We start from the raw sequence: 14,094 nt of genomic DNA, 5'->3' as shown, positions 1-14,094 counted from the left end.
CACATGGCCACCGACTACGACGCATCACGCAAGACCGAAGAGGAGCAGAAGGAGGAGAGCCTGGAGGCGCGACGCCTCACTGCGGGCGAGCAGGACAAGTCCTCCGGCAAGGTCGACGAGGACGAGGCGGAGGCCGCCGAGTCCTACGAGCTGCCGGGCGCGGACCTCTCCCACGAGACGCTCTCCATCGAGGTCACCCCGATGCAGGCGGACGAGTTCACCTGCTCCGGCTGCTACCTGGTCCAGCACGGCTCGCGCCGCTCGTCCCCGGACTCGCAGCTCTGCGGCGACTGCGCCTAGCCCCGCCGCCACCAGGGCCGCCGCGGCGGCGGCGCGATCCGGTGGCCGAGGGCGACCCGCAGCGTCCGTAGGACGGTGTCGTCGCCCTCGACCCGGGGGGAGGGGCCGGCGTGCCCCTCGAGCCAGCGCAGCAGCAGGTCGGCGGGGGCCGTCAGCGTGAGCGCCGGCGGCGCCGCCGTCCCCGGGGCGACGGCGCCGCTGTCGCCCCCGGCGCCCCCGGTGCTCCTGTCGTCATGGAGACCGAAGCGGACCCACCACGACCTGCCCGTGTCCTCGGCCACGAGGTGAGCGGGCGCGGGCTGCCACGCGACGTCGGCCTCGGGTTCGCCCCAGTGCGCCAGGGCACGGTCCACGCAGTCCGACGCGACGTCGGGGTGCAGGGCAGGTGCCGGGGTGCCGCGCGCCTCGCCGGCGGCGGTGGCGACGCTGATCGACTCGTGGGCGAGCAGCCGCGCCACGTCGTGGGAGGTGCCGGGTCGCCCGAAGTAGTCGAGCCCCTGGTCGGGGCCGACGTCGATGAGCAGGCGGACCAGCCGGTCCCGCTCCCGGCCGATCGCCGCCAGGACGTCGCCGTAGCCGGCCGGGGGTTCGACCTGCTCGTAGGCGCGCCAGTCGGACTCCGGGTGGCTCAGGAGCCACGCCCAGATCTCCAGCGTCGCCAGGTGCTCCCGGGCGAAGCCGTGGGCCGCGTCCCCCGACGGCGGCACCGTCGCGTCCGGCGCCAGCCCGCCGAGGGCGTCGAGGGCGGCACGCCCGTGCCGGTCGAGCAGGTCGAGGTACTGGGCGTGCGTGAGCAGGTGGGACGCGGTCACGCGACGACCCTAGGTGGAGGTGCCGGGCGCACGGGCGCTCCCTACCCGTCGGAACCGCGGTCCGGCGTCTGCGCCGCGCCCTCGCGCCGTTCGTGGAGCCGCTGCTGGGCGGCGGCCAGGTAGGCGAGGCAGGGTGCCTCCGCGTCCGGGTGCTTCTCGGTGAGGTGGAAGACCCAGCGGTCCATCGCGGCCATGAACCCGTTGTCCTCGCCGGGACGATAGGTGGACCAGGGGCGCCCGGCCTTGGCGACGCACGCCGAGCAGCTGATCTTGTAGACGAACTGCTTGTCCGCGCCGACGTCGATCTTCACCCGCGCCAGCGGGCCCGCCTCGACGGCGGCCTTGCGCTCCCGGGCGGATCGGCTCGCCGGCATGGTGCACCTCTTCGTCTGCTGGTCAGGCCCAGGAGCCTACGTCGGCGGCCGCGGGTGGGCCCACGCACCTCAGTCGCCGCTCCGGTCTAGTCCACCCGGTGGGCCAGCAGATCTCCTACGCGAGCTGTTCCACGAGGAGCGCGTCGAGGCGGAGGGCAGCGGCCCCATCTCCTGAGTGGGACGCTGGACCCATGAGGGTCGAGGTGGCGCGCGTCGAGCAGTTGAGGTTCGCCGACGGCAGCCCGGTGCGCGCCGCCTCCGCCGTGACCGCCTGGGGCGACGGCTTCCTGGTGGCGCAGGACGACGCGACCCACGCCGCCTGGTTCGCGGGCGGCCTCGACGGTGCGGACGCCGTACCGGTCCGGCTGCTCCCGGCCACCGGCGGGCACGAGGTCTTCGGCACCGCCTCGGGCACCAAGCACCTCAAGCCCGACCTCGAGGCCGCCTGCGAGGTCCCGCTCGCGGACGGCCCCGGGGTGCTGCTCCTCGGGTCGGGGTCGTCCCCGGCCCGGATGCGCTGGTCGTGGCTGCGACCCGGCGGCCGGCCCACCGGGGAGGCGGTGGAGATGACCGCCCTCTACGCCGTCGTCGCCGAGACCCTCGGCGTCGACCCGGGCGCGCTCAACCTGGAGGGCGCTCACGTGGTGGCCGGCGACAGGCTGCGCTGGTACCAGCGCGGCCTCCCCTCGGCGGGCGTGCCGTCGGCCAGCGTCGACCTCGCCCTGGTCCCGCTGCTCGAGGCGGTTCAGGGGCGGGCTCGACCCGACGAGGTGCCCGTCTCCCACCCGCACCTCTACCGGCTGGGCGACGTGGCCGACGTGGCACTGGCGATCACCGACGCGCTGCTCCTCCCCGGCGGCACGATCCTGGTCTCCGCCGCCGCCGAGGACAGCCCCACCGTCCAGGACGACGGCCCGGTGGTCGGCTCGGCCCTGGCGCTCCTCGACGGTCCCGCCACCAGCGCGCTGGCGCCCCTGCCGGCGGTCCACGGGTCTGTCGCCAAGGTGGAGGGGCTGATGCTGCTGGAGGCCCGCCCGCACGGGGCCCGGCTGCTCGCCGTGGCCGACGCCGACGACCCGGAGACCCCCTCGCTCGCCCTGGTGCTCGACCTCGCGACCTGAGGCTCCGGCCGCGCCGCCCGCGTCAGGTGGCGATCCAGTACCGCCGCTTCCCCTCCCTCACGTCCTCCAGCACGCCGCCGTTGCCCTCGATGGTGCGCGCGGAGGCCACGTTCTCCTCGTCGCAGGTGACCAGCACCCGGGAGAGGCCGAGCTCGCGGGCCCGCACCACCCCGAGCGCCAGGGCCCGGTGGGCGTGACCGCGCCGCCGCCGCGACGGCCTGATGCTGTAGCCGATGTGACCGCCGACCCGCAGCAGCCGGTCGGTGAGCGCGTGCCGGACCGCCAGGAAGCCCACCACCTCGGGGCCCTCGCTCACCCAGTAGTAGTCCGAGTGGACCCTGCCCTCAGGCAGCGACGCCGACGGGTCGGCCTCCCGCGCGGTCGCCGCGAGCAGGGTGTCGAACGACGTGCGATCGGGTCCGAAGCCGGGCACCAGCCAGTCGCCCGACCCGTGCCGTGGGCCGTCGCCGAAGTCGCGCACGCACGCCGCCCAGGCGTCGTACCGGTCGGGTGAGGGCAGCGAGAGCGACGTCACGACTCGGCAGCGAGCTCGCCCTCGGAGCGCAGCACGCAGAACTCGTTGCCCTCGGGGTCGGCGAAGACCACCCAGCCGCTGCCCGGCCCGTAGTGGCCCCGCAGGTCGGCAACCTCGGTCGCCCCGAGCGCGCGCAGTCGCTCCACCTCCTCGTCGCGGGTGCCCTGTCGGGGCCGCAGGTCCAGGTGGGCCCGGTTCTTCACGCTCTTCTCCTCCGGCACCTCGATGAAGAGGATCGAGTGGCCGGTCTGCGGGTCGCGGATCATGCACTCGTCGTGGCCGGGCAGGTTGGGGTCGCCGTCGACGTCGACGTAGTCGAGCACTGGCTTCCACCACTCGGAGAGCTCGTAGGCGTTGCGGCAGTCGAAGGAGGTGTGCGAGACGAAGCAGCTCATCCCCGCACTCTGCCCCGCGGCACCGGGGTCGGTCCACCCAGCCGTCAGGCACCGGCGCCCCCGCCCCGGGCGGCTGCGAGGAAGCGCGCCGGGCAGGATGGGCCGGTGAGCAACGTGCAGCCCGCCTCCGACGGCCGGCGACCGGTGGCCGTGGTCCGGCCCCGCCGACCCGCCGACCTCCCGCTGCTGGGCGAGGCGCTGCTCGCCCAGCAGCCCCGCACCCGCTACCCGTTCCGCAACCCGTTGCCGGTGCCGACCGAGCAGTTCCTGCACGGCCACGACGCGGCGGCCGCGTGGACCGCCGAGCTCGAGGGCCGCCCCGTCGGGCACGCCTGCTGGACCGGGCCGGCCCACGGCCCCGGGGACGCCGGGGAGATCAACACCGCGGCCGCCCGCGCCCACGGCAGCCCGACCGACCGGCTGGCCTGGGTCCGCTCGCTCTTCGTGGCGGAGGAGGCCCGGGGGCTGGGGGTGGGCCGCCTCCTGCTGGAGACGGTGGTCGCCGACATCCTCGCTCGCGACCTGCACCCCTGCCTGGAGGTGCTGCCGGTGCACGAGGCGGCCGTCGCGATGTACGCCGCCGCAGGATGGCGGGAGGTGCACCGGACCCGGCCCGCGTGGCTGCGCGCCGTGGCGGGCAGCGAGGGCATCGAGGTCTGCGTGCTGGTGCTGGCCGGGTCTCGCGGCGAGGCCCTCGCCGGTCGCCACTAGGGTCTCCGGCATGGCCGTGCGCTACGACTGGTTCCTCGCCCCCGACGACGCGACCGCCGCGGGGGCGCTGGCACCGGGCGCGTCGGCGTACCGGACCGTGGCCGACACCCGGGTCGATCCGGTCGCCCAGGGCGGCACGCTCGAGGCCCTGCTCACCGGCCGCCCGTCGGCCCAGATCGCCGCGGACCCGCGCTGGGGTGCCCGGTTGGCGGAGCGGGACGGCGGGGAGCGCCAGGTGCTCACCGTCACCGACGGGCTGGTCGACGCCCTCGCCGGCGCCGGCGCCGACCAGCTCGCCGCGGCGGTGGGCCCGTGGTCGCGAACCGAGGAGTTCGGCGGCGCCGTCGAGCCGGAGACGCTCCGGGTCCAGCTCCACCTGCTCGCCTCCCTCGCCAGGGCGGCGCGACAGGACGGCGGCTCGCTCTACTGCCGGGTGCAGCTCCCGCGGGTCCCGTGACCGGCGAGGGCGTGGACGAGCCCTGACTCCCGGGGCCCCGCACCCGGCATGATGGCGGGATGACGACCTCGGGAACGACTGCGAGCGGCGTGGACGAGCGCAGCCTGCGCTCCCTGCGCGGCTGGAACCTCGCACTCACCGTCCTCCACCTCGCGCAGGCGGCGGCCGTGGTGTGGCTGGCGACGGACTTCGCCATCCCCGTCACCGAGTCGCTGCCGGCCGGGCCGCCGGGGACGCCGTCCGAGTCCCCCGAGGCGCTCCTCGACCTGCCGATCGGTCCGGCGGTGGCCGCCTTCCTCGCCCTCGCCGCGGTCGACCACCTGCTCACCGCGACGGTCCTCCGGCGCACCTACGAGGGCGACCTGCGGCGCGGGATCAACCGCTTCCGGTGGGTGGAGTACTCGTTCAGCGCCACCCTGATGGTGGTGCTCATCGCGCTCTACACGGGGATCGACGCGATCAGCGCCCTGATCGGCATCGCCGGCGCCAACGTCTCGATGATCCTCTTCGGCTGGCTCCAGGAGTCGGCCAACCCGCCGGGCAGGGAGCGGCTGACGATGAAGCCGTTCTGGTTCGGCTGCGTCGCGGGCGCCACGCCCTGGGTGGCGATCGCGTACAACGTGGTGGCGGCCGACGAGGTCCCGGGCTTCGTGATCGGGATCTTCGTCTCCCTGTTCGTCTTCTTCAACAGCTTCGCGCTCAACCAGTGGCTGCAGTACCGACAGATCGGTCCCTGGCGCAGCTACGCGTTCGGGGAGAAGGCCTACCTCGTGCTCAGCCTGGTCGCGAAGTCGGCCCTGGCGTGGCAGATCTTCGGCGGCTCCCTCGCCGGCTGACCGACGCCTCCGCGCGGTCACGTCAGCCCCGCTGTCGCGTCAGGAAGGTGGGCCCGACCGAGGAGGAGCGTGGGATGACGACGCAGGAGTTCGAGACCGAGCGGCCGCGGTTGGTGACGCTGGCCACCCGGGTGCTGGGCGACGCCGACGAGGCGCAGGACGTCGTGCAGCAGGCCTGGCTCCGGCTGGACGCCACCGGGCGCCGGGCGGACGCCGGGGACCCTGACGCGCCGATCGACAACCTGCCCGCCTGGCTGACCACGGTCACCACCCGCCTGTGCCTGGACCGGCTGCGGGCCCGCACCCCTGTCCCCGTCGACGACCTCGCCGTGGAGGCGCTCGCACCCGACCCGGCCGACGAGGTGGCGATGGCCGACACCGTCGGTGCCGCGCTCCAGGTCGTCCTGGAGCGGCTCAGCCCGGCCGAGCGGGTCGCCTTCGTCCTCCACGACACCTTCGGCTTCGAGTTCGCCACGATCGCCTCGGTGCTCGACACCACGCCCGCCGCGGCCCGCAAGCTGGCCTCCCGGGCCCGCGCCAAGGTGCGGCAGCCCGCGCCCGAGGACGCGCTCGCCCACTGGCAGGTGGTGGACGCCTTCATGGCGGCCGCGCGGGAGGCGCAGTTCGAGCGCCTGCTCCAGCTGCTCGCCCCCGACATCGAGGTCACCGCCGACGACGCGGCGCTGCTGGCGGGCACCCCGCAGCGGATCGAGGGCGCCCAGCAGGTCGCGGAGTTCTTCAACGGCAGCGCGCACGCGGCCCTCCCGGTCCTCCTCGACGACCGACCGGGCGCCGCGTGGTTCCACCGCGGCGAGGCGCGGGTGCTCTTCGACTTCGTGGTCGAGCACGGCGCCGTACGCCGGATCACCTTCCGCGCCGACCCCGCCGTCCTCGCCCGCGTGGTCCGCCGCGAGGGGGCCGGACCGCGCAGCTGAGCGGCAGCCCGGTCACACCCGGGCGACGCCACTCGTCAACAAGGCAGAGAGAGATCGACACCAGCCCGACACCAGGAGGAAGAGTCACCATGAAGACCATGACCTGCCGTCAGCTCGGCGGCCCCTGCGACCTCGCCCACCGTGGCGAGAGCGCCGACGACGTGATCAACGCCCAGGACCAGCACCTCAAGGAGGCGGAGAAGGCCGGCGACGCCAGCCACCAGCCGGCCCGCGACGAGATGAAGGGGCGCTGGCGTCACCCGAAGAAGTCGCTGGGCTGGTACCGCGACATGAAGCAGGCCTTCGCCGACCTGCCGGCCGACTGAGGAGGGATCGCGGGGAGGGGGCTCACTCCCCTTCCTGGGCGGCCTGTTCGTCGAGCAGCGCCCGGGCGCGCTCGCCGTCCTCCTCCTGCGCCAGTCCCCGGCGGAAGCTCTCCAGCTTCTCCGCGCCACCGGGGAACGGCGGGAGGAGCGGCACGTCCGGATCGACCACCGCCTCCAGCACCACCGGCCGGTCGGCGGCCAACGCCCGCTCCCAGGCGGCGTCGACCTCCTCGGGCCGCTCCACCCGGATCCCGGTGAGGCCCAGGAGCTCGGCGTAGCGGGCGTAGGGGAAGTCGGGGAGCGACTGGCTGGCGTCGTAGCGCGGGTCGCCCTCGGTCTCGCGCTGCTCCCAGGTCACCTCCGCGAGGTCGCGGTTGTGCAGGACCAGCACGACGAACCGGGGGTCGGCCCACTCCCGCCACCGGTGGGCGACGGTGATCAGCTCCGCGACGCCGTTCATCTGCATGGCGCCGTCGCCGGCCAGCGCCACCAGCGGCCGGTCGGGCGCGTCGAGCTTGGCGGCCAGCCCGTAGGGCAGGGCCGAGCCCATCGAGGCCAGGGTCGAGGAGAGGTGCGCCGGCACGCCGGGCGGCAGGGTGAGGTGCCGGGCATACCAGTAGGTGATCGACCCGACGTCGACGCTCACCCGGGCGTCGCCGGGGAGGCGAGGCGTCAGCGCGCGGACCACCCGCTCCGGGCTGAGCGGCACGGCGGTGCTGCCGGCACGCTGCTGCGCGAGGGAGTGCCAGCGGGCGACCTGCCCGACGACCTCGTCGCGCCAGGTCAGGTCCTGCCGCTCCTCGAGGAGAGGCAGCAGCGCGGTCAGCGTCTCGGCGGCGTCGCCGACGAGCCCCACCTCGACCGGGTAGCGGTTGCCGAGGTGCCGGCCGTCGAGGTCGACCTGCACCGCCCGCGCCTGCCCGGGCGCCGGGTAGAACTCCGTCCACGGGTCGTTGCTGCCGACGATCAGCAGGGTGTCGCAGCTGTCCAGCAGCCAGCCGGACGCGGTGGTGCCGAGGTGGCCCATCACGCCGCAGCTGGTCGCCAGCGTCTCGTCCCACCACGGCTTGCCCAGCAGGCTGGTGGTGACCCCTGCCCCCAGCCGCTCGGCCACCGCGCGCACCTGGTCTCCGGCGTGCCGGGCGCCCTGGCCGACCAGCAGCGCCACCCGCTCCCCGGCGTTGAGCACCGCGGCCGCCTCGGCGAGGTCGTCGTCGGCGGGCATCACCCGCGGCGGGCGCCACTGCGGCACCGTCGGGACCACTCCGTGCTCGTGCGGCACCTCCTCGGGGGCCGGCTCGACCTGCACGTCGTGGGGAAGGATCACCACGCACGGCGACCGGGTCGCCAGCGCGGTGCGGAAGGCACGGTCGAGCACCATCGCCGCCTGCTCCGGGGCGAGCACGGCCTGCACGTACTGCGCCGCGACGTCCTTGAAGAGGCTGGTCAGGTCGATCTCCTGCTGGTACTCCGCGCCGAGGGCGGTGGTGGGCTGCTGTCCGACGATCGCGACCACCGGCTGGTGGTCGAGCTTGGCGTCGTAGAGCCCGTTGAGCAGGTGGACCGCGCCGGGCCCCTGGGTGCTGACCATGACACCGACGCCGTCGGTGTACTTGGCGTGCCCCACGGCCATCAGCGCGGCGTTCTCCTCGTGCCGTGCCTGCACGAACTCGGGATCGCCGCCCGCCCGGCGCAGGGCCCCCATCACCGGGTTGATGCCGTCGCCGGAGTAGCCGAAGAGCCGCTCCACGCCCCAGGCGCGCAGCCGCTCCACCACCAGGTCGGCCACCAGTCGCTGCTCCGCCATCGCTCCTCCTGCGCTCGCCCGACCACTCGGTGCCCGGCCGGCGCGCCCGTCATGCGCGGGCCTGCCCCGGCCCCGCCGGCCTGCGCGCCCGACGCCCGCTCGGGCTCAGGCGGAGCGGCGCCCGCGCGCCAGCACCCAGAGCCAGGCGAGCACCGCCACGGCCAGACCCGCGGCGCCCGCACCCAGCGTGGTGCTGCGCAGCGACGAGGTGAGTGCGTCGAAGACCGCCCGCGCAGCGGCGGGGGAGCGTCCGGCGTCCTCGATCTCGCCCAGGTAGCGCCACCGCAGCAGCGCCAGCCCGCCCAGCACCGACGCCATCGTGATCGCGACCCCGAGCCCGCCCCAGCCCAGGGCCCGGGCCCGCGACCGGGCCGCCGCCACGGCGAGGAGCAGCACCAGCAGGCTCGCCGCGAGCAGCCACGGTGCCCAGGTGTCCACGAAGCGCGCCGCCCGGACGGCTTCTCCCACCTCGGGGGAGTCCACCAGCACGAACGACGCCCCGACCTCGGGGATCAGCTGCGCGAACGGCACCCCGGAGTCGACGAGGCGCTGCTTGGCCTCGGCGATCAGCGGCGCCAGCTCGACCCGCACGGTGGTGTCGCCGACCCGCAGGCCCTCGTCCTCGCCGCGGACAGCGGCCACGGCGCGACGGTGGGCGGACTCCACCGCGGTGCGCCAGGTGTCGGCGAAGGCGTCGGTGGCGACCAGCCGCAGAAACGACGACGCGACCGCGTTCCGGGCGGGCGCCAGCGCCGGGACGCGGTCCAGGACGGCGTCGGTCATCTCGGCGGCCACCTCGTCGCGGACCGCGGGTTCCTCGATCACCGGGGCCACGGCGGCGCTGAAGCGCGCGTCGTCGAGGAGCGTCCGGTCCGCCCACGTCGCGGGGACGGCGACCGCGAGCAGCAGCAGGCCGACGACGAGCAGGACCGCGGAACCCGCGCCCACCTTCGTCGACCCCGCACCCGCCATGCCTCGAGTCTGCCCCCGACGACCCCGGACTGGCCTGGACTGGCCTGGACTGGCCTGGAGCGAGCCTGGAGCGAGCCCGGAGTGAGCCCGGACTGGCCTGGCGCGAGCCGGGAGCGAGCCGGGCTGACCCTGGGCGGCTCACGACCGTCACCGTAGGCTCACTCCCAGCCGCGACCGATCCGCGCCCCAGGAGGCCACGTGCCCGACCCCGCGTCCCGTCCCACCGCCGCCCGGATCCGCAGGCTGCTGCCCGCCGCGGCCCGGGGGAGCAGCCGGTCGGCCCTCGGGGTCACCGTCGCCGGCGGTCTCCTCACCGGCCTCGCCGCGACCCCGGAGCGGGTCGGCCGGCTCTTCCGCCGCCGCTTCCCCGTCGTCGCCGTCACCGGGATGACCGGGGTCGGCAAGACCCAGCTCGCCGACCGGCTGACCCGGCGCACCACCAACGCCGGCGCCGCCGAGGTCGGCTCGGCGGTGATGGAGCGCCGTACCCGCCGCTCCCGGCGGCTCCAGGGGTTCCGCTTCCTGGTGGTGCCCGGCGACAACGCCGCCACCAGGCTGGGCGCCCTCGACGAGGTCTTCCACGACGAGCCGGTCGACGGCGTCGTCCACGTGGTGGCCTGGGGGCACGCCACCCCGCGGCGCACCGCCGGCACCACCGGCGCCGCCAGCGCCACCCGTGAGGAGCAGCTCGCCGCCGAGCTGGAGGACTGGACGATCACCGCGCACCGGATCGCCTCGATGGCGGTACGCCGCGACAAGCCGGTCTGGCTCGTCGTCGCGGTCACCAAGACCGATCTCTACCCCGACCGGGTCGAGGAGGCGCTGGCCTACTACTCGCCCGGCAGCGGCTCCCCCTTCGCCGACCGGCTCGACGAGCTGCGCGCCCTCGCCGGCGGGGCGCGGCTCTCCGTCGACGTGCTCCCCGTCTCCAGCGAGGGCGGCGACCGGCGCTCCGCGCTCCCCGCCAAGCAGGCGAGCGCGATGGTCGACGCCCTCGCCGCCAGGATGGCCCAGCTCAGCGGCCACGTCTGAGGCAGGCCTCCCGCGCCGCGGGATACGGTCTGGGCAACACCGCGACCCGTCCGGGTCGGGAACGAGGGAGAGACACGTGAGCGACGACCTGTTCGACATCGACCAGACCAAGAAGATGAGCCGCGAGGAGGCCGCCGCCAAGCTGCACGCGCTGGCCGACGCGCTGGCCCGCCACAACTCCGTGGAGCTGGAGAAGAACGGCCACCGGATCACCGTCGACGTGCCCGACGAGGTCACCCTCAAGGTCGAGGTCGAGATCGGCGGCGACGAGAACGAGCTGGAGATCGAGCTCACCTGGTGACGACCAGGTGACCGAGCCGACCCCACGACCCTGAGGAGACCCGCGTGCCCGACCGCGACATCGACGCGATCGTCGCAGACCTCCAGGCCGGCGGGGTGCACGTGGGGCCCGGCGCCGAGGGGTGGATCCCACCCCGCCAGCTCGAGCAGATCCAGACGGCCGCCGGGGAGGCCGGGGTGCCCCTCAACCTGGTGCTGGTCGAACCGCCGGAGGAGGGCATCCACGGCGGGTCGGACCTGCTGGTGCGGGTGCACGACGCCGGTGGGCCGGACGGGCTCTACGTGGGGGTCAACAACATCTGGCGCAGCCGGGAGGGCGAGGCGTTCTACCCGCGGCTGCCCGACGGCACCGAGCTCAACCTCGCGATCCTGCAGTGGGGCGAGGTCGCCGGGTCGGAGGACCTGACCGACGACGTGGAGCTGGTGCTCTCCGAGGGCGACCGCAAGCCCGACGGGGTGGGCGCCCCGCACGAGCTCGGCGAGGGGCTGCTGCGCATCGTCGACGGCCTCGCCGAGGGCACCTTCGGGGAGCTGGTGCGCGACGCGGCCGAGGGCCGGACCGCCTCCCTGGAGCAGACCCGGCAGGAGCGGGAGAGCGGCCGGACCCAGACGCTCGCCCCGTCGGACCGCTCCGACGGCGGGTCCGACGACGGTCTCGGGGTGGCCGAGGGCGCGCTCGTGGTGCTGCTCCTCGCCATCGTGGTCGTCGGCGTCAAGACGGCCGTGACCCGGCTGCGCGGCCAGGGCTCGTCGGCGACGTTCGTCCTGCCCGACTCGGTCCTGGAGCGGGTCCGGGCCGCCGGTGACGTCGAGCTGGTCCGGCGCGCCCGCAGAGACGTGCTGCGCCTCGGGGAGAGCATCGACGCCGCCGAGATGACCGGCTCCGACAGCGCGGCCTGGGCCGCCGCGCTCGACCACTACGAGGCGGCCGGGCGGGTCCTCCCGGCCGACGACGACCCGGCGGCCCCCGTCGACCCGCTCGACGCGGTGGGCGCCGTGGTCCTGGCCGGCCGCGGCCAGGAGGCCCTCGCGGCGGCCAGGCGCGGCAGGGCCTTCACCCCGGCGGCGCCGTGCTTCCTCAACCCGCTGCACGGGCGGGCCGGCCGCGACCGCACCCTCGAGCACGACTCGGGCACCGTCAAGGCGCCGATCTGCGAGGCCTGCCGCCGCGACCTGCAGGCGGGCCGGCGCCCCGACATCCTCGACGTGGTGGTCCAGGGCAGGCCGCGCCACTACTTCGAGACCGACCGGGAGCCGTGGGCGTCGACCGGGTTCGGCGCGCTGGAGCCCGACCTGGTCACCCGGATCCACCGGGAGCTGCGGTGAACGCCCCCGCCGGCCCGACCCCCGACGAGCTCGCCGAGGCGCTGCTGGAGGACCCGGTGCAGGTCGACGTCCTCTTCGGCAACGGCCACACCGAGGAGGTGCGCGAGGGGCTGCGCGAGATCGTCGAGGAGGCGCCCTTCCCGGCGTACGTCGTGATGGTGCCGGCGCCCGACGGCCTCTCCGGCAACGACCCCGACCGCGAGCTCGCCACCCTGCTCCACGAGCGGATCGGCGGCGACGCGGTCTTCTGGGTCCAGACCGACCCGGTGAGCTACGCCCACGCGCTGGTGACCTTCGGCGACGTCCCCGAGGAGTCGCTGCGCTACCGGGCCCAGAGCGAGCACGCCCCCGAAGGAGGGGCGGACGCCGCACTCAGCCTGCCCGGCGTGGCCGCCCGCGACCTGACCGTGCTCGCCGAGAACGGCGACCTCAGCCCCGAGGAGTGGGGAGCCTTCGCGGAGGAGGAGGTCTGGCGCGAGCCCCCGGAGTGGGACCTCGACTACGAGCACCCGATGCCGGGCGACTACGCCGTGTGGTCGACCATGGCGTTCCTGGTGGTGGGCGGCTGCGCCTGGCTGGTGCTCCGCTTCGTGCACCGCTGGCGCACCCTCTCGGCCCTCGCGCCGCGACGTCCCGTCGAGGCGGAGCGGGAGGCGGCGCCGCTGCCCGGCCCCGACGAGGTCCGGGCGCTCGCCGAGCGCGAGCTCGACGCGCTGGCCGAGCGGCTGGCCTCCCCGACCGGAGCGGCGCTCACGGAGGAGACCCGGATCCTGGTGGACGGCTCCTACGACACCGCCCGCACCGTGCTGGACCGCACCGGCACCGACGAGACGGACCTCGACGACCTGGTGGGCGCCCTGGTGCTCACCCGGACGGCCGACCGGGCGCTCGACTTCGCGGCCCGGTCGCGGAAGGGGCGCCCCAAGCCCTACCGTCCCTGCTTCTTCGACCCCCGCCACGGCGAGGGACCGCACCGTCGCCGGGTGCCGGTCGCCGACCGGGACCTCACCGTGCCCGTCTGCGAGTGGTGCCGCGACGCCCCGGAGCGGACGCTGGAGCCGATGCGGGTGCCGGCCGGCGTGCTCGGCCGGCGCCGCCCCTGGTACGAGGCCGACACGGTGTGGGCCCGGACCGGGTACGGCGCCTTCGTCGACGACCTGTGGCACCCGGTGGCCGCCGCACAGCGGGAGCTGCGATGAGGTGGTGGAAGCGGCTGCCCGTCTCGCTCGCGCTGGGCGCACTGGCCGTCGTGCCGGTGGTGCTCCACCTCGACAGCGGCGCCGAGCGCGCTTTCGGCAACGCCGGCGACCGGGTGGTGGCGGCGGTCGAGGGGCTCCGCGACGACCGGGTGCACGTCAGCGAGGACGCGCGTCACCTCCTCGACGAGGAGGGCGAGGCGGCCGTCGCGGCCGCGATCGCCGAGCGCGACCTGCCGGTGCACGTGGTGGTCTGGCGGGAGAGCCGCGCCGCCGGCTACGACCACTACGCCCAGGCCGCCGAGCAGATGCTGCACCGGCTCGACGAGCCGGCGGTGGTCGTGCTGTGGCAGGGACCGGAGCGAAGCACCACGCAGGTCTCCGAGGGCTACGCCCTCGTCGACGGGCCGTACGACGGGCCGCGGGTCGAGCGGGAGCCGGAGTACCTGGGCGAGGCGGCACTGCGGCTGCCGGAGTGGATCGCGCAGCTGCCCGAGGAGCCGCTCGAGCGCCGCGAGTTCGACTACTACGGCGGACCGGTCGGCGGGTTCTTCGTCGGCGTGCTCTACGCCTCGCCCGTCCTCCTGGGCGTGTGGATCGTGCTGGCGATCGTGCTGGGCTGGCGCCGCAGAGCGGTGTCACGCGCGACGGCCTAGGCT

General features: G+C 75.3%; 18 protein-coding genes. 12 read left to right on the top strand and 6 right to left on the bottom strand.

All coding sequences use genetic code 11. The features are described 5' to 3' along the window. Positions 1–3 precede the first annotated feature (3 nt). Positions 4–300, top strand: coding sequence for a DUF4193 family protein (locus AC4BGE_RS07110; protein WP_490571953.1), 297 nt, complete (start codon positions 4–6; stop codon positions 298–300). Here the strand turns inward: AC4BGE_RS07110 and AC4BGE_RS07105 are convergent. Together AC4BGE_RS07105 and AC4BGE_RS07100 are read right to left on the bottom strand one after the other, a co-directional pair. Further along, positions 297–1,112 (bottom strand): hypothetical protein, encoded by an 816-nt coding sequence (locus AC4BGE_RS07105; RefSeq protein WP_490574809.1) that lies wholly within the window; start codon positions 1,110–1,112, stop codon positions 297–299. The two genes, AC4BGE_RS07110 and AC4BGE_RS07105, sit on opposite strands and share 4 nt — an antisense overlap. Positions 1,113–1,153: 41 nt before the next feature. Further along, positions 1,154–1,486, bottom strand: coding sequence for a hypothetical protein (locus AC4BGE_RS07100; RefSeq protein ID WP_490571951.1), 333 nt, complete (start codon positions 1,484–1,486; stop codon positions 1,154–1,156). A gap of 191 nt (positions 1,487–1,677) precedes the next feature. On the opposite strand from AC4BGE_RS07100, the gene AC4BGE_RS07095 reads away from it, so the two are divergent. After that, positions 1,678–2,607, top strand: coding sequence for a DUF6910 family protein (locus tag AC4BGE_RS07095; RefSeq protein ID WP_490574808.1), 930 nt, complete (start codon positions 1,678–1,680; stop codon positions 2,605–2,607). Between the two features lie 22 nt (positions 2,608–2,629). Here AC4BGE_RS07095 and AC4BGE_RS07090 read toward each other — a convergent pair whose 3' ends face one another. Both AC4BGE_RS07090 and AC4BGE_RS07085 read right to left on the bottom strand, forming a co-directional pair. Continuing rightward, positions 2,630–3,142, bottom strand: coding sequence for a GNAT family N-acetyltransferase (locus AC4BGE_RS07090; RefSeq protein WP_490574807.1), 513 nt, complete (start codon positions 3,140–3,142; stop codon positions 2,630–2,632). Continuing rightward, a complete protein-coding gene (locus AC4BGE_RS07085; RefSeq protein ID WP_490574806.1) occupies positions 3,139–3,537 on the bottom strand; it encodes a VOC family protein in 399 nt (132 codons plus the stop codon). Before AC4BGE_RS07085 ends, AC4BGE_RS07090 begins: the two co-directional genes overlap by 4 nt. 105 nt (positions 3,538–3,642) lie before the next feature. On the opposite strand from AC4BGE_RS07085, the gene AC4BGE_RS07080 reads away from it, so the two are divergent. From AC4BGE_RS07080 to AC4BGE_RS07060, 5 genes are all read left to right on the top strand, one after another. After that, on the top strand, positions 3,643–4,248 hold the full coding sequence (locus AC4BGE_RS07080; RefSeq protein ID WP_490574805.1) for a GNAT family N-acetyltransferase: 606 nt from the start codon (positions 3,643–3,645) through the stop codon (positions 4,246–4,248). Positions 4,249–4,258: 10 nt separating this feature from the next. Further along, positions 4,259–4,705, top strand: coding sequence for a hypothetical protein (locus AC4BGE_RS07075; protein ID WP_490574804.1), 447 nt, complete (start codon positions 4,259–4,261; stop codon positions 4,703–4,705). A gap of 59 nt (positions 4,706–4,764) precedes the next feature. Next, entirely contained in the window at positions 4,765–5,541 is a 777-nt protein-coding gene (gene heR, locus AC4BGE_RS07070; protein ID WP_490574803.1) for a heliorhodopsin HeR, read from the top strand. 74 nt (positions 5,542–5,615) lie between these two features. After that, positions 5,616–6,476: a sigma-70 family RNA polymerase sigma factor gene (locus AC4BGE_RS07065; RefSeq protein WP_490574802.1), complete on the top strand. Its 861-nt coding sequence runs from the start codon at positions 5,616–5,618 to the stop codon at positions 6,474–6,476. An 89-nt stretch (positions 6,477–6,565) separates the two neighbouring features. Beyond that, entirely contained in the window at positions 6,566–6,802 is a 237-nt protein-coding gene (locus AC4BGE_RS07060; RefSeq protein ID WP_490574801.1) for a hypothetical protein, read from the top strand. Between the two features lie 22 nt (positions 6,803–6,824). On the opposite strand, the gene AC4BGE_RS07055 is transcribed toward AC4BGE_RS07060, so the two are convergent. Both AC4BGE_RS07055 and AC4BGE_RS07050 read right to left on the bottom strand, forming a co-directional pair. Continuing rightward, complete coding sequence (locus tag AC4BGE_RS07055) at positions 6,825–8,609, bottom strand: thiamine pyrophosphate-requiring protein (protein ID WP_490574800.1); 1,785 nt, start codon at positions 8,607–8,609, stop codon at positions 6,825–6,827. Between the two features lie 105 nt (positions 8,610–8,714). Then, on the bottom strand, positions 8,715–9,581 hold the full coding sequence (locus AC4BGE_RS07050) for a hypothetical protein (protein WP_490574799.1): 867 nt from the start codon (positions 9,579–9,581) through the stop codon (positions 8,715–8,717). A 198-nt stretch (positions 9,582–9,779) separates the two neighbouring features. Between AC4BGE_RS07050 and AC4BGE_RS07045 the strand changes: the two genes are divergently transcribed. The 5 genes from AC4BGE_RS07045 to AC4BGE_RS07025 all read left to right on the top strand — a co-directional run bounded on the left by AC4BGE_RS07045 (position 9,780) and on the right by AC4BGE_RS07025 (position 14,091). Further along, positions 9,780–10,613 (top strand): hypothetical protein, encoded by an 834-nt coding sequence (locus AC4BGE_RS07045; RefSeq protein ID WP_490571940.1) that lies wholly within the window; start codon positions 9,780–9,782, stop codon positions 10,611–10,613. Positions 10,614–10,689: 76 nt separating this feature from the next. Continuing rightward, on the top strand, positions 10,690–10,914 hold the full coding sequence (locus AC4BGE_RS07040; RefSeq protein ID WP_490571939.1) for an amphi-Trp domain-containing protein: 225 nt from the start codon (positions 10,690–10,692) through the stop codon (positions 10,912–10,914). A gap of 44 nt (positions 10,915–10,958) precedes the next feature. After that, positions 10,959–12,239: a hypothetical protein gene (locus AC4BGE_RS07035; RefSeq protein ID WP_490574798.1), complete on the top strand. Its 1,281-nt coding sequence runs from the start codon at positions 10,959–10,961 to the stop codon at positions 12,237–12,239. Then, positions 12,236–13,438, top strand: coding sequence for a hypothetical protein (locus AC4BGE_RS07030; RefSeq protein ID WP_490574797.1), 1,203 nt, complete (start codon positions 12,236–12,238; stop codon positions 13,436–13,438). The genes AC4BGE_RS07035 and AC4BGE_RS07030 overlap by 4 nt, the downstream gene beginning before the upstream one ends. Next, complete coding sequence (locus AC4BGE_RS07025; protein ID WP_490571936.1) at positions 13,435–14,091, top strand: hypothetical protein; 657 nt, start codon at positions 13,435–13,437, stop codon at positions 14,089–14,091. The genes AC4BGE_RS07030 and AC4BGE_RS07025 overlap by 4 nt, the downstream gene beginning before the upstream one ends. Positions 14,092–14,094 lie beyond the last annotated feature (3 nt).

This window comes from Nocardioides sp. Z50_6, assembly GCF_058215755.1.
Note: the sequence above shows the minus strand (reverse complement) of the source record. Positions and strands in the feature narration are given on the sequence as shown.

Coding starts and splice junctions, on each gene's coding strand:
- AC4BGE_RS07065 (WP_490574802.1), top strand. CDS start 5,616: ATGACGACGCAGGAGTTCGAGACCGAGCGGCCGCGGTTGGTGACGCTG.
- AC4BGE_RS07050 (WP_490574799.1), bottom strand. CDS start 9,581: ATGGCGGGTGCGGGGTCGACGAAGGTGGGCGCGGGTTCCGCGGTCCTG.
- AC4BGE_RS07055 (WP_490574800.1), bottom strand. CDS start 8,609: ATGGCGGAGCAGCGACTGGTGGCCGACCTGGTGGTGGAGCGGCTGCGC.
- AC4BGE_RS07060 (WP_490574801.1), top strand. CDS start 6,566: ATGAAGACCATGACCTGCCGTCAGCTCGGCGGCCCCTGCGACCTCGCC.
- AC4BGE_RS07025 (WP_490571936.1), top strand. CDS start 13,435: ATGAGGTGGTGGAAGCGGCTGCCCGTCTCGCTCGCGCTGGGCGCACTG.
- AC4BGE_RS07075 (WP_490574804.1), top strand. CDS start 4,259: ATGGCCGTGCGCTACGACTGGTTCCTCGCCCCCGACGACGCGACCGCC.
- AC4BGE_RS07085 (WP_490574806.1), bottom strand. CDS start 3,537: ATGAGCTGCTTCGTCTCGCACACCTCCTTCGACTGCCGCAACGCCTAC.
- AC4BGE_RS07100 (WP_490571951.1), bottom strand. CDS start 1,486: ATGCCGGCGAGCCGATCCGCCCGGGAGCGCAAGGCCGCCGTCGAGGCG.
- AC4BGE_RS07095 (WP_490574808.1), top strand. CDS start 1,678: ATGAGGGTCGAGGTGGCGCGCGTCGAGCAGTTGAGGTTCGCCGACGGC.
- heR (WP_490574803.1), top strand. CDS start 4,765: ATGACGACCTCGGGAACGACTGCGAGCGGCGTGGACGAGCGCAGCCTG.
- AC4BGE_RS07110 (WP_490571953.1), top strand. CDS start 4: ATGGCCACCGACTACGACGCATCACGCAAGACCGAAGAGGAGCAGAAG.